We start from the raw sequence: 14,066 nt of genomic DNA on the forward strand, positions 1-14,066 counted from the left end.
CGCACTGCGCGCCTGGCGGTACGGAAGAGCCTAGAGCGCCTCTGCGCTGGTGGGGAGATCAATTACGTCATTGCTCCAGTGTCGTGGGAGCTGTCCGGAAAGCAACCGGCTGCGGATGCCCGGCCGGGCATCCGCAGCGGGTCTGCGTTCTACAGGTACTGCCCGGTGTTTGCCACCGTGTCGATGGAGCGACCGGTGTCTGCGCCCTGCTTTCCGGTGACAAGGGTGCGGATGAAGACGATCCGCTCGCCCTTCTTGCCGGAGATCCTGGCCCAGTCGTCGGGGTTGGTGGTGTTGGGAAGGTCCTCGTTCTCCTTGAACTCATCCACACACGCCTGGAGGAGATGGGAGACGCGAAGGCCCTTCTGGCCCTGGTCGAGGAAGGCCTTGATGGCCATCTTCTTGGCCCGGTCGACGATGTTCTGGATCATCGCGCCGGAGTTGAAGTCCTTGAAGTACAGGACTTCCTTGTCGCCGTTGGCGTACGTGACTTCGAGGAAGCGGTTCTCCTCGGACTCGGTGTACATCCGCTCGACAACGGACTGGATCATGGCGTGAGCTGCGACTTCCTTGGAACCGGCGTGCTCGGCAAGATCGTCGGCGTGCAGCGGCAGAGAGGGCGTGAGGTACTTCGCGAAGATGTCCTTCGCCGCCTCCGCGTCCGGACGCTCGATCTTGATCTTCACATCGAGACGGCCGGGCCGCAGGATGGCGGGGTCGATCATGTCCTCGCGGTTGGAGGCGCCGATCACGATGACGTTCTCCAGGCCCTCCACGCCGTCGATCTCGGCGAGCAGCTGGGGGACGATGGTGTTCTCCACGTCCGAGCTGACACCGGATCCGCGGGTGCGGAAGAGGGATTCCATCTCGTCGAAGAAGACGATGACGGGGGTACCCTCGCCGGCCTTTTCGCGGGCCCGCTGGAAGACGAGACGGATGTGCCGCTCGGTCTCACCGACATATTTGTTGAGGAGCTCCGGACCCTTGATGTTGAGGAAGTAGCTCTTTCCGGCGGGCTGGCCGGTGACTTCCGCGACCTTCTTGGCCAGGGAGTTGGCGACGGCCTTGGCGATGAGTGTCTTGCCGCAGCCGGGCGGACCGTAGAGCAGGATGCCCTTCGGCGGCCGCAGTTCGTGCTCCTTGAAGAGGTCGGGGTGGAGGTAGGGCAGCTCGACCGCGTCCCGGATCAGCTCGATCTGCTCGCCCAGGCCGCCGATCTTGGTGTAGTCGATGTCCGGAACCTCTTCGAGGACGAGCTCCTCGACCTCGCTCTTCGGGACCACCTCGTAGACGTAACCGGACCTGGGTTCGAGCAGGAGCGCATCGCCGGGCCGGATATTGATGTCGAGGAGCGGCTCGGCGAGCCGTACCACTCGTTCCTCGTCGGTGTGCCCAATGACCAGGGCGCGCTCGCCGTCCTCGAGGATCTCCTTGAGGGTGACGATGTCCCCGGCCCGCTCGAATTCCATGGCCTCGACCACGTTGAGCGCTTCGTTGAGCATGACTTCCTGGCCGCGCCGGAGGTCGTCGATCTCGACACTGGGACTGACGTTCACCCGGAGCTTGCGGCCCCCGGTGAAGATGTCGCAGGTGCCGTCCTCATTGCCCTGCAGGAAGACTCCGAAGCCGGCCGGCGGCTGTGCGAGCCGGTCGACTTCCTCCTTGAGGGCCACGATCTGGTCGCGGGCCTCGCGCAGGGTGTTGGCAAGCCGTTCGTTCTGTGCGGACACGCCTGCGAGGTTCGTCTGCAACTCGACGATCCGCTCTTCGAGAATCCTCGTATGGCGCGGAGAGTCGGCGAGCTTACGTCGCAGGACGGCGATTTCCTGCTCAAGATAGGCGACCTGGCCGGCTGGGTCTTCGGACCCCCGCCCGGGCCGGATGCCGCGGTTGATGTCGTCGTCGTGGGCTGCCACGGTCCTCACCTCCTCCAAGGGGAGCTGGACGCTTCCTGACCCTACCTGGGTGGGTGATGATTGAAACCCCTAGATCACAAAGACTGCGGGGTGTGTCCGATGTTCACCCTTGCGCTCTCCCTCACGCCAGGGGAATACCCACCGTTCAACATCGGAAAGCGGCCGGTTGTATCGTCGAACCGGTCAACACCCGTCAGGGCTGGCTACTTTTGGTTCGGATACGCAGGGAACGGCAGGAAAAATGACCGTGCAGCAGGACGCTCCCACCGGAAGCGACACGCAGGACCTGGAGGTCTGGATCGACCAGGACCTCTGCACGGGAGACGGGATCTGCGTCCAGTACGCACCCGAGGTCTTCGAGCTGGACATCGACGGTCTGGCGTACGTGAAGAGCGACGACGACGAGCTGCTGCAGGACAAGGGGGCGACGACACCCGTTCCGCTTCAGCTGCTTCAGGACGTGGTCGATTCGGCCAAGGAGTGCCCGGGCGACTGCATTCATGTACGTCGCGTTTCGGACAGGGTCGAGGTCTACGGCCCCGACGCAGCCTGATCCGCCGGCTCCGGCCTTCCGGGTACGGGAAGTGACCGGTCAGGCGCTGTTCGCTTCGCTCTCCACGGCGCGGACGAAGGCGCCGTTCCGCCACTGCCAGGTCACCTTTTCCTGCTGATCGGGACAGCAGCGCGGGATCTCGGGCGAGGAGTAGCCGAGGAGCGTGGCGGAGATGATTCCGTCACGCACGGTGAAGTCACCGATGCTCATCTTCTGGGCGGGGTCCACCAGGGTCGCAACGACCCGGGGTGCGGCCCCGCTTCCCTGTGTGAGGACGTAGACGCCGCTCGGCGGGGTGCCGGATCCGGCCGCACAGTGGACCACGGCGACGGTTTCCGGCCGGTCGTCGCCGTCGAGGTCACCGGGGACCTGCTTGGCGACGGTGTTCCCCACCGTCCCGCAGTCCAGCGGGAAGGTCGCCCGGGCCGGATCGGGGGCGGCCACGGGCGCGGTGCCGTGCTGCGTGGCGGTGCGGTGCGGGGGCGAGGCCGAGGCGGTGGTGGCATCAGGCTGGAACATGCCCGCTGCCGCGACGACGGCGGCCATCGCGGTCGCGGTCACGAGCCACTGCATCGGCCCGGTGTCGGTGTGCGCGAGGTCCGGGAGCTCGGAGGTCTGCACGCGGGATGTCTCCTGTGGTTCCTGTGGTGCGGCGATGCCGGGAAGGCGGGGCGTCAGCCCTGGGGTGGGGGTGGCCAGCATCGTGCCACACCCCGCAGGGCCGTGGAACGGTGGGGTCGGCACGGTTTCGGATTCCGTGCGCAGCCCCGCACCAGCAGCCTCCGCACGGGCAACGAATGGGCGCCGCCGCGGAGTTCCCGGGTCGGTCCGGGAACTCCGCGGCGGCGCCGGTGCGTTGCGCGGGGGGTCAGCCGCGGGAGGAGGAGCCGCTCTGACTGCCGGGACCGTCGTAGTCCTCGCCGTAAGCGCCCTTGGCCGGACGGCGACGGCGCAGCGGGGCCTCCACACCGTCGGCCAGGCGGCGCGCGGTGACGAGGAAGCCGGTGTGGCCGATCATGCGGTGGTCCGGGCGGACCGCGAGACCCTCGACGTGCCAGTTGCGGATCATCGATTCCCAGGGCTGCGGTTCGGCGAAGCAGCCGATCTCGCGGATGGACTCGACGGTCCGGGCGAGCTGGGTGGTGGTCGCGACGTAGGCGCAGAGGATGCCGCCGGGGACGAGCGCCTTGGAGACGGCCTCCAGGCATTCCCAGGGGGCGAGCATGTCGAGGATAACCCGGTCGACATCGGTGTCGGAGAGGTTGTCCTGGAGGTCGCCGACGGTGAGCTGCCACGCGGGGTGCGGCTCACCGAAGTAGCGCTCGACGTTCTGCTGGGCGATCTCCGCGAAGTCCTCGCGGCGCTCGTACGAGTGCAGCATGCCCTGGTCGCCGATGGCGCGGAGCAGGAAGGTGGAGAGCGAGCCGGAGCCGACGCCGGCTTCCACGACGCGGGCGCCGGGGAAGATGTCGGCGAACGCCAGGATCTGCCCCGCGTCCTTGGGGTAGACCACGGCGGCGCCGCGGGGCATGGACAGGACGTAGTCGGGGAGCAGGGGGCGCAGCGCGAGGTAGGCGACGTTTCCCGTGGTTCGGACCACACTGCCCTCGGGGGCACCGATCAGCTCGTCGTGCGGGAAAGAACCCTTGTGGGTGTGGAAGTTCTTTCCGGCTTCGAGCGTGAAGGTGTAGTGGCGTCCCTTGGGGTCGGTGAGCTGGACCTGGTCCCCGACCTTGAAGGGCCCGCGTCGGCGGGCGGCACCGGTCGGTTCAGACATGTGACCAGCGTACCGGTGTTTCCAGGGGCTCCGACCGCGCGCCGGAGAGCCCGGCCGGACAGCCCTCAGGCGGCGGGGCGGGCCATGGCGGCGACGAAGGCGCGTTCGACGTCGGCGGTGGAGAGGACTCCGTAGATCTCGCCGGTCTCTTCGAGGACCAGGTATTCGGTGGCGGGGCTGGCCTTCAGGGTGTCGAGGAGTTCTTCGCCGGTGAGTTCGGCGGAGATCATCATTCCGGCGGTCAGATCCTGGGCGAGGGCACTCACGGCGACCCAGGGACGGCGGTGTTCGGGGATGGAGACGATGGCGGCCTCGCGGACGACGGCCTTGGGGTCGCCGTGTCCGTCGACGACGACGAGGGCGCGGGCACCTGCCTCGTTGGCGCGGCGGAGCGCTTCGGAGAGGGGGGTGGCGGCTTCCACGGGGACGGCACGGCGGGTGAGGGTGCGGGCGCGCAGGTCGGGGAGGTGTTCGCGCAGGCGGGCCATGCGGAGGCTGTTGCCCGCTCCGGTCCAGATGATGGCGGCGAGGATCGCGGCGAGCAGGGCGTTGGTGACGGTGTCCATGCCGCTGACGTCGTCGGGGTTGTTCCCGAGCCCGCCGATGCGGGTGAGGAGCGGGAGCCCGATGAGGACGGTGACGGCGAGAGCGCGCCCGACCCAGGCGGCGGCGACGGTGCCGCTCATGGCGCGGCCGGTGATCTTCCAGACGACGGCACGGAGCATGCGGCCACCGTCGAGCGGGAGGCCGGGCAGCAGGTTGAAGGCGGCGACGATGAGGTTGGAGATCATCAGTCCGGCGAGCAGGACGCCGGGGACGGTGCCGGGTTCGACGAACTTCATGGCGCCGTAGAAGACGCCGGCGAGTACCAGGGAGAGCAGGGGACCGACGAAGGCGAGTACGAATTCGCGGCCAGGAGTCTCGGACTCCTTCTCGATCTCGGAGACGCCGCCGAAGAACTGCAGCTGGATGCGGCGCACGGGAAGCTTGTAGCGGAGCGCGGCGACCGTGTGCGCGAGTTCGTGGACGAGCACGGAGGCGTAGAAGGCGATCGCGAAGAATAGGGAGACCAGATAGCGGACCGCGCCGAGCTCCGGCAGGACGCGCTCGAGCTGGCCGCCGAAGACCCAGGTGATGAGCGCCGCGACAAGGAACCAGCTGGGCGCGACGTATACCGGCACGCCGAAGGGGCGACCCATCAGGATCCCGCCGCCCGGCTCCCGGGGACGCTGCGGTTTGCCGTTCTCGGGCGCGGCGGGGTCCGTTCCGCCGGCGCCGGGCTGCGGCTGCCCGCTGTCGCCGCTCTCGTCCACGGGGTCCCTTCGGTCGGTGCCTTTCGGCACGATCATGCAGTGTGCGAGGGTCTGGCGTCGATGGTATGCCGCCTATGGCCTCCCGCTCTATCGCGGGGAGGCCCCGAGTGTCAGTGGCGGGTCGTAGGGTCTTCGTCATGACTTCCGTGCCCCGGCCGCCGCAGCCGCCTTCGTCCCTGTCGCCGTCGCGGGCGAGCGATTTCATGCAGTGTCCGCTGCTGTACCGGTTCCGGGTGATCGACAAGCTGCCGGAGAAGCCCAGTGAGGCGGCTACCCGGGGCACGCTGGTGCACGCGGTGCTGGAGCGGCTCTTCGACGCACCGGCGGCGGAGCGTACGGCCGGCCGGGCGACGGCGATGGTTCCTGGCCAGTGGGACCGGCTGCTGGAGTCGAAGCCGGAGTTGTCGGAGCTGTTCGCGGAGGATGCGGAGGGCGAGCGGCTGGCCCGCTGGCTGTCGGAGGCGGAGAGCCTGGTGGAGCGGTGGTTCTCGCTGGAGGATCCGACGCGCCTGGAGCCGGCCGAGCGGGAGATGTTCGTCGAGACGGAGCTGGAGTCGGGGCTGCGGCTGCGCGGGGTGATCGACCGGATCGATGTGGCACCGACGGGTGAGGTCCGGATCGTCGACTACAAGACGGGGAAGGCGCCGCGGCCGGAGTATGCGGAGGGCGCGCTGTTCCAGATGAAGTTCTACGCCCTGGTGATCTGGCGGCTGAAGGGTGTGGTGCCGCGCCGGCTGCAACTGGTCTATCTGGGCAGCGGCGACGTCATGACGTACGACCCGGTCGTGGCGGATCTGGAGCGGGTGGAGCGGAAGCTGCTGGCGCTGTGGGACGCGATCCGGCTGGCCACGGAGACGGGCGAGTGGCGGCCGCGGCCGACGAAGCTGTGCGGCTGGTGCGACCACCAGGCGGTCTGTCCGGAATTCGGCGGGACTCCCCCGGTCTATCCGCTGCCGGTCCGCCCGGCCGTTCCGGTCCAGGGTGCGCAGGGCAGAATGGACCCGGGCCAGGCCGAGGCCGCCCGGCCGGCGGCCGTTGAAGGAGCTTGAGGAGATCTGGTGGCAATCCGCGTCCTACTGGTCGACGACCAGCCGCTGCTGCGCACGGGCTTCCGGATGATTCTTGAGGCGGAGGGGGATCTGGCGGTGGTGGGCGAGGCCGGTGACGGTCTCCAGGCTCTCGATCAGGTGCGGGCACTGCAGCCCGATGTGGTGCTGATGGACATCCGTATGCCGCGGATGGACGGGGTCGAGGCGACGCGTCAGATCACCGGGCCGGGCCGGGACGGCCCGGCGAAGGTGCTGGTGCTGACCACGTTCGATCTCGACGAGTACGTGGTGGAGGCATTGCGCGCCGGTGCCAGTGGCTTCCTGCTGAAGGACGCTCCGGCCAATGAGCTGGTGCAGGCGATCCGGGTGGTCGCGGCAGGCGAGGCGATGCTGGCCCCGAGCATCACGCGCAGACTGCTGGACAAGTACGCGGATCATCTGCCGTCGGGCGAGGATCCCGTGCCGAACACCCTGCACACGCTGACGGATCGTGAGGTGGAGGTGCTGAAGCTGGTGGCGCGCGGTCTGTCGAATGCGGAGATCGCCGCCGATCTGTTCGTCAGCGAGACGACGGTCAAGACGCATGTGGGCCATGTGCTGACGAAGCTGGGGCTGCGCGACCGGGTGCAGGCCGCGGTGTACGCGTACGAGAGCGGACTGGTGCGCCCCGGCGCCCAGTGATCCGGCACGGTTCGGCCGGGACCGGGCGTCGGAGCGGCGCCGTGGTTCAGAGGCTGTCGGGCTACCTCTGATCGGGCGGTCGTGCCCTGGCACGCACGCTCGCGGCGTCGCCGAAACGTCCTAGTAGCTCCTTCCCCAAGCTCTCAGCTTCGTTCGAGCAGGGGAGGCCCCATCCGAGGACCTTCCGGCGCCTTGGGATCGCACGCACCAGACACCCCGCCCGCTTCCCGATCGAAGGTAGCTCGACAGCCTCTCAGGCGGTGCTGCGGCCCAGCTCCCAGAACTGGAGGTCGGCGGAGGAGTTGACCGACCACTCGACGCCGGTGAGGCCGTCGCGGGAGGCAATGTACTGCTTTCCCTGCCAGACCGGGAGCACAGGAACGTCGGTGGCGACGAGGTCCTGGAGCTTCTGGAAGGTCTTGGAGGCGGCGGCGCGGTCGGCGGCGCGGCGGGACTGCGGGATCAGCGTGTTCTGGGCCAGCGCGGACTTGTAGGGCGAGTTGAGGAAGTTGTCCTTGTCGAGGAACGGCGCCGTGTAGTTGTCCGGGTCCGGGAAGTCAGGGAGCCAGCCCAGGCCGTAGACGGCGTAGTCGCCGCGCTTCTGTGCCACTCGGTACTTCGCCCAGGGGGTGCCCCGGGTGGTGACGTCGAACAGCCCGGTGTCGTTCAGCTGCTTCTTCAGCGTCTTGAACTCGTCGGCGGTGGCCGGACCGTAGTAGTCGGTCGTGTAGTGCAGGGTGAACTTCACCGGGGTCTCGATGCCGGCGGCCCGCAGAAGGGCGGCGGCCTTGCCGGTGCTGGGCTCGCCGTACTTGTTGTAGAACGAGTTGGTGTGCCCGGTGATGCTGGACGGGATCAGCGAGTAGAGCGGCTCGGCGGTGGTGCCGTAGACCTGGCCGGCGATCTGGCCGCGGTCGATGACCTGGGCGATGGCCTGGCGGACGGCCTTGTTCTTCACCGCGGGGTCGGTGGTGTCGAAGCCCAGGTAGCTGATGGCGAGGCCGGGCATCTCGGTGAGTTTGATGCCGTCCTTCGGCTTCTCCAGCATCTGCTTGGCCTGGCCGGGCGACATGGTGCGGGTCATCATGTCGATCTTCTTGTCGTCGAGTGCCTTGCCCATCGCCGTGGCGTCGGGGAAGAGGTCGAGCTCGACCTTGTCGTTGAGGATCTTCAGATCGCCCTTGTACTTCGGGTTCCTGGTGAAGACGACCTTGTCGACCCGGTTGTTCCTGACTTCCGGCTTCATCGTGTAGGGGCCCGAGCCGTCGACCTGGAAGCCGTCACGCGGGGACTTCGCCGGGTACTTGCTCTTCGGCACGATGCCGGCGGCCGGGGTGGCGAGCTTGTAGGGGAAGGTCGCGTCCGGCGTCTTCAGGTGGAAGATGACTTCGTTGTCGTCAGGCGTCTCGATCGTGTCGATGTTGGCGAGCAGGCTGACGGGTCCGTTGTCGGAGTCGATGCCGATGACCCGGTTGATGGAGTACTTGACGTCCTCGGCGGTGACGGGCACGCCGCTCGCGAAGGTGAGACCGCTGCGCAGCCTGCAGCGGTAGCTCTCGTTCTGCCGGTCAGTGAACGTACAGCTCTCGGCGGCCTCGGGGACGGGCTCGCCGCCGCCGCGCGGGACGTGGGTCAGCGTCTGCACGGTCTGCCGCAGGACGTTCCAGACGCCTGCTTCGTAGCCGATGGCGGGGTCGAGCGGCGCGGGGTTGTCCTCGGTGGCGACGAACTGGTCCGTGGTGCCGACAACGATGGCGGCATTGCCATCGCTCCCGCCGTCCGTCGCGCCGCAGGCGGCGAGTCCGGGGGCGAGCAGGCCGACGACGGCCGGCAGCACCAGAGTCTTGCGGTTCATCTTGGACGTTCTCCCTCATCCGGCCATTGAGAAAACGACATTAGTGGGCGCCGCCGGTAATCCCTGACCGGCGGCGCCCCACGCGCCATCGAATGGTGATGAGAATTGTCGCCGAACTGATTTCCCGGGCGGGGAAGGTTCCCTACAGGACTCCACGAATCGGGGCAGTGGGGCGGATCAAAACGAACCTGACCACGGGTCTTCGAGGTGACAAAGCTCACCTCTGGGCCATTCTCCGCCTTGGCATGCACCCGACTTTTCCCTACGCATGCATGACGAAACGCACACACGGCGATGCCGAGAGCTTTTCTGTTCATTCACAGAAATACTCTCGGTACGGGGATCAATGCGTTCCCGTGACCAGGCCGCGGAGAAATGCGAGATCGACTTCTTCGAGGGAGCCCACCACGGCCCGGCCCGATGCGGGCGCGATCGGTGCGACGGAGGGTACGGCGACGACCCAGCAGCCGGCTGCCTCTGCCGCGGCGACACCGGTCGCGGTGTCCTCGATGACCGCACAGCGCTCGGGGGCTGCCCCGAAGCCGGAGGCGGCGGTGAGGTAGGGCTCCGGGTGCGGCTTCGTCCGGGCGACCTCGTCACCTGCGACGGTGAGCGAGAAGTGGTGGTGGCCGACCGAGTCCAGCACCCGGTCGATGATGCGCCGGTGCGAGGCGGAGACCAGGGCGGTCGGGACCTCGTGCGTCACCAGTTCGGCGAGCAGCCGCGCGGCGCCCGGCATCAGTGGCACACCGCGGTCGATGCGCTCCTCGAAGCGGTCGTTGAGCAGCACGGTGAGCTCCGGGAGGGTGATGTCCGCACCGGTGGCATCAATGAGATACCCGGCGCTGCGGGTCATCGGACCACCGACGACCACGTTCTTCCACGCCTCGTCCAGCCGGTACCCGAGGTCGGCGAAGACCGCCACCTCGGCCTCCCACCAGAAACCCTCGGTATCGACCAGGGTGCCGTCCATGTCCAGGAAGACTGCCTGCAGGGCGGCGCCTTCAGCCGTACGGATCAAGGACGCGGGGACCGTGCTGGTCATGCGGCACACCTTCCAACAGGGACGAGAAGGCCGGCCGCCTTTTCCAGGGGAAAGGCGGCCGGCCTGCACCGGACCGACCAGTGTACGACTCGTCCCGCTACGGCGCGTCGGACATTTCCTGAGATCGACCGTGCCGGTCGGTCTGAGACCGGCCGGCACATGGGGGGTGGGTGAAGGAGCGGGGCTGGGGTGCGTGCATCGCAAGGCGGAGGACTGAGCCAGATGGGGTCTCCCCTGCTCGAGCGAAGCCGAGAGCTTGGGGAAGGAGCCATGGTGAAGGACGACAACGCCGCGAGGTGCGTGCCCCAGCCCCGTGACGCCGCCCCCCATGTGCCGGTCGGTCTTACCGCGCGTTGAAGTACTTCGCCTCCGGGTGATGGATGACGATCGCGTCCGTGGACTGCTCCGGGTGGAGCTGGAACTCCTCGGAGAGGTGGACACCGATCCGCTCGGGCTGCAGCAGGTCGGCGATCTTCGCCCGGTCCTCCAGGTCGGGGCAGGCCCCGTAGCCGAGGGAGAAGCGTGCGCCGCGGTACTTCAGCGCGAACATGTCCTCGACTGCGGCCGGGTCCTCGCCGCCGAAACCGAGCTCGGAACGGACCCGGGCGTGCCAGTACTCGGCGAGGGCTTCGGCGAGCTGGACGGAGAGACCGTGCAGCTCCAGGTAGTCACGGTAGGAATTGGCCTCGAAGAGCTTGGCGGTCTCGCCGCCGATCTTCGAGCCGACGGTGACGACCTGGAGGCCGATCACGTCCGTCTCACCGGACTCCTCCGGGCGAAAGAAGTCCGCGAGGCAGAGACGGCGGCCGCGGCGCTGGCGCGGGAAGGTGAAGCGGGTGCGCTCGGAACCGTCCTCGTGCAGCAGGATCAGGTCGTCACCCTTGGACACGCACGGGAAGTAGCCGTAGACCACGGCGGCTTCCAGCAGATTCTCCGTGTGCAGCTTGTCGAGCCAGCCGCGCAGGTGCGGGCGGCCCTCGGTCTCCACGAGCTCCTGGTACGTCGGTCCGTCGCCGGCGCGAGCCTGCTTGAGGCCCCACTGGCCCTTGAAGAGCGCACCCTCGTCGAGCCAGGAGGCGTATTCCTTGAGCTGGATGCCCTTGATGACACGGGTGCCCCAGAACGGCGGTTCGGGGACCCGATTGTCGGTGGCGACATCGGACCGTACGCCGTCCTCGGGCTCCTCGACCTCCAGTACGGCGGTCTCCCGCCTGGGGACGCGGCGCTGCTTGAGCTCGGGGAGGGCGGCGCCGGGGACGCCGCGCTTGACCGCGACCAGGGAGTCCATCAGGCGCAGTCCCTCGAACGCGTCGCGGGCGTAGCGGACCTCGCCCTCATAGATCTCGTGGAGATCCTGCTCGACATAGGCCCTGGTGAGAGCCGCGCCGCCGAGGATCACCGGATATTCGGCGGCCAGCTTGCGCTGGTTCAGCTCCTCCAGGTTCTCCTTCATGATCACGGTGGACTTCACCAAGAGGCCGGACATCCCGATGACATCGGCGCGGTGCTCCTCCGCGGCTTCCAGGATCGCGGAGACCGGCTGCTTGATGCCGATGTTGACGACGTTGAAGCCGTTGTTGGACAGGATGATGTCGACGAGGTTCTTGCCGATGTCATGGACGTCGCCGCGGACGGTGGCCAGCACGATCGTGCCCTTGCCCTCCGCGTCGGACTTCTCCATGTGCGGTTCCAGGTAGGCCACGGCGGACTTCATGACCTCGGCGGACTGGAGCACGAACGGCAGCTGCATCTGACCGGAGCCGAACAGTTCACCGACGACCTTCATGCCTTCGAGCAGCGTGTCGTTGACGATGTCGAGAGCCGGACGGGTCTGCAGTGCCTCGTCGAGGTCGGTCTCCAGGCCGTTCTTCTCGCCGTCGATGATGCGGCGCTGGAGGCGCTCGTCGAGCGGCAGCGCGAGGAGCTCCTCGGCCTTGCCGGCCTTCATCGACTTCATGTTGACGCCCTCGAAGAGCTCCATGAGCCGCTGCAACGGGTCGTAGCCTTCGGCGCGGCGGTCGTAGATGAGGTCGAGTGCGACCTTGACCTGCTCCTCCTCCAGGCGCGCGATCGGCAGGATCTTCGAGGCGTGCACGATGGCGGAGTCGAGGCCGGCCTTGACGCATTCGTCGAGGAAGACAGAGTTCAGGACGACCCGGGCGGCCGGGTTGAGACCGAAGGAGATGTTCGACAGGCCGAGTGTGGTCTGAACCTCGGGATGGCGCCGCTTCAGTTCGCGGATGGCGCCGATGGTGGCGACGCCGTCCTTGCGGGACTCCTCCTGCCCGGTGCAGATGGTGAAGGTCAGTGTGTCGACGAGGATGTCCGACTTGTGGATACCCCAGTTGCCGGTCAGGTCCTCGATCAGCCGCTCGGCGACGGCGACCTTGTGCTCGACGGTGCGGGCCTGGCCCTCCTCGTCGATCGTGAGAGCGATCAGCGCGGCACCGTGCTCGGCGGCCAGTCGCGTGACCTTGGCGAAGCGCGACTCGGGTCCGTCGCCGTCCTCGTAGTTGACGGAATTGAGGACCGCCCGGCCGCCGAGCTTCTCCAGACCGGCCCGCAGGACCGGCAGTTCGGTGGAGTCGAGCACGATCGGGAGCGTGGAGGCGGTGGCGAAGCGTGCGGCCAGTTCCTCCATGTCCGCGACACCGTCCCGGCCGACGTAGTCGACGCAGAGGTCGAGCATGTGCGCGCCCTCCCGGATCTGGTCGCGCGCCATCTCCACGCAGTCGTCCCAGCGGGCCTCCAGCATGGCCTCGCGGAACTTCTTGGATCCGTTGGCGTTCGTACGCTCGCCGATGGCGAGGTACGAGGTGTCCTGGCGGAACGGGACGGTCTGGTACAGCGAGGCGGCGCCGGGCTCGGGACGCGGGTCGCGCGGGGTGAGGGCGGCGCCGCGGACGCGTTCGACGACCTGGCGCAGGTGCTCCGGAGTCGTACCGCAGCAGCCGCCGACCAGCGAGAGGCCGTACTCCTGGACGAACGTCTCCTGGGCGTCGGCCAGTCCTTCGGGGCCGAGCGGGAAGTGCGCGCCGTCCTTGGTGAGCACCGGCAGTCCGGCGTTGGGCATGCAGAGCAAGGGGATGCGGGAGTGGCGCGTGAGGTAGCGCAAGTGCTCGCTCATCTCCGCCGGGCCGGTCGAGCAGTTCAAGCCGATCATGTCGACGCCGAGCGGTTCGAGCGCGGTCAGCGCGGCGCCGATCTCCGAGCCGAGCAGCATGGTGCCGGTCGTCTCGAACGCCAGCGAGCACAGCAGCGGGAGGTCGCTGCCCAACGCCTCCAGCGCCCGCCGCGCACCCAGTACCGCGGCCTTGGTCTGGAGGAGATCCTGCGTCGTCTCGACGATGAGCGCGTCCGCGCCGCCGGCGATCAGTCCTTCGGCGTTCTGCTGAAAACCGTCGCGGAGCACGGTGTACGGCGCGTGGCCCAGCGTCGGCAGCTTGGTGCCGGGGCCCATGGAGCCGAGCACCCAGCGCTGCTGCCCGGTGGAGGCAGTGAACTCGTCGGCCACCTCGCGGGCGATGCGCGCGCCGGACTCGGACAGTTCATGGATGCGCCCGGGAATGTCGTACTCGCCCAGGGCGGAGGCGTTGGCACCGAAGGTGTTCGTCTCGACGCAGTCCACGCCGACCGCGAAGTACTCCTCGTGCACCGAGCGCACGATGTCCGGGCGGGTGACGTTGAGGATCTCGTTGCAGCCCTCGAGGTGCTGGAAGTCCTCAAGGGTGGGGTCCTGCGCCTGGAGCATGGTGCCCATGGCACCGTCGGCCACCACCACACGGGTGGCGAGTGCCTCACGGAGGGCTTCGGCTCGGTTCCGGCTGTCGGCGGAAGGGGTCGGCGACGGGGCCATGGATGTACTCCCAGGGATGCG

10 protein-coding genes are annotated in these 14,066 nt (G+C 68.0%); 3 read left to right on the top strand and 7 right to left on the bottom strand.

Features of this window, described 5'->3' with window-relative positions; translation table 11 throughout:
* Positions 1–149: 149 nt before the first annotated feature.
* Positions 150–1,916, bottom strand: a complete 1,767-nt coding sequence (gene arc, locus AB0N06_RS01600; protein ID WP_366132766.1) for a proteasome ATPase — start codon at positions 1,914–1,916, stop codon at positions 150–152.
* 241 nt (positions 1,917–2,157) lie between these two features.
* On the opposite strand from arc, the gene AB0N06_RS01605 reads away from it, so the two are divergent.
* Entirely contained in the window at positions 2,158–2,469 is a 312-nt protein-coding gene (locus AB0N06_RS01605; RefSeq protein WP_366132767.1) for a ferredoxin, read from the top strand.
* A gap of 39 nt (positions 2,470–2,508) precedes the next feature.
* Here AB0N06_RS01605 and AB0N06_RS01610 read toward each other — a convergent pair whose 3' ends face one another.
* The 3 genes from AB0N06_RS01610 to AB0N06_RS01620 all read right to left on the bottom strand — a co-directional run bounded on the left by AB0N06_RS01610 (position 2,509) and on the right by AB0N06_RS01620 (position 5,559).
* Positions 2,509–3,090: a hypothetical protein gene (locus AB0N06_RS01610; RefSeq protein ID WP_366132768.1), complete on the bottom strand. Its 582-nt coding sequence runs from the start codon at positions 3,088–3,090 to the stop codon at positions 2,509–2,511.
* A gap of 247 nt (positions 3,091–3,337) precedes the next feature.
* On the bottom strand, positions 3,338–4,246 hold the full coding sequence (locus AB0N06_RS01615) for a tRNA (adenine-N1)-methyltransferase (protein ID WP_037700492.1): 909 nt from the start codon (positions 4,244–4,246) through the stop codon (positions 3,338–3,340).
* Positions 4,247–4,311: 65 nt separating this feature from the next.
* Positions 4,312–5,559, bottom strand: a complete 1,248-nt coding sequence (locus AB0N06_RS01620; RefSeq protein WP_366132909.1) for a site-2 protease family protein — start codon at positions 5,557–5,559, stop codon at positions 4,312–4,314.
* Positions 5,560–5,762: 203 nt separating this feature from the next.
* Between AB0N06_RS01620 and AB0N06_RS01625 the strand changes: the two genes are divergently transcribed.
* Together AB0N06_RS01625 and AB0N06_RS01630 are read left to right on the top strand one after the other, a co-directional pair.
* Positions 5,763–6,608, top strand: a complete 846-nt coding sequence (locus tag AB0N06_RS01625; RefSeq protein ID WP_366132910.1) for a PD-(D/E)XK nuclease family protein — start codon at positions 5,763–5,765, stop codon at positions 6,606–6,608.
* Positions 6,609–6,617: 9 nt separating this feature from the next.
* Positions 6,618–7,289 carry a response regulator transcription factor gene (locus AB0N06_RS01630; RefSeq protein WP_366132769.1) on the top strand — a complete coding sequence of 224 codons (672 nt, stop codon included), beginning with the start codon at positions 6,618–6,620 and terminating at the stop codon, positions 7,287–7,289.
* Between the two features lie 253 nt (positions 7,290–7,542).
* On the opposite strand, the gene AB0N06_RS01635 is transcribed toward AB0N06_RS01630, so the two are convergent.
* The 3 genes from AB0N06_RS01635 to metH form a co-directional block, all read right to left on the bottom strand.
* On the bottom strand, positions 7,543–9,144 hold the full coding sequence (locus AB0N06_RS01635) for an ABC transporter substrate-binding protein (protein WP_366132770.1): 1,602 nt from the start codon (positions 9,142–9,144) through the stop codon (positions 7,543–7,545).
* Between the two features lie 343 nt (positions 9,145–9,487).
* On the bottom strand, positions 9,488–10,189 hold the full coding sequence (locus AB0N06_RS01640) for an HAD family phosphatase (RefSeq protein ID WP_366132771.1): 702 nt from the start codon (positions 10,187–10,189) through the stop codon (positions 9,488–9,490).
* 343 nt (positions 10,190–10,532) lie between these two features.
* Positions 10,533–14,045 carry a methionine synthase gene (gene metH, locus AB0N06_RS01645; RefSeq protein WP_366132772.1) on the bottom strand — a complete coding sequence of 1,171 codons (3,513 nt, stop codon included), beginning with the start codon at positions 14,043–14,045 and terminating at the stop codon, positions 10,533–10,535.
* Positions 14,046–14,066: the final 21 nt, after the last annotated feature.

Source organism: Streptomyces sp. NPDC051020 (assembly GCF_040683105.1).
Classification (GTDB): Bacteria; Actinomycetota; Actinomycetes; order Streptomycetales; family Streptomycetaceae; genus Streptomyces.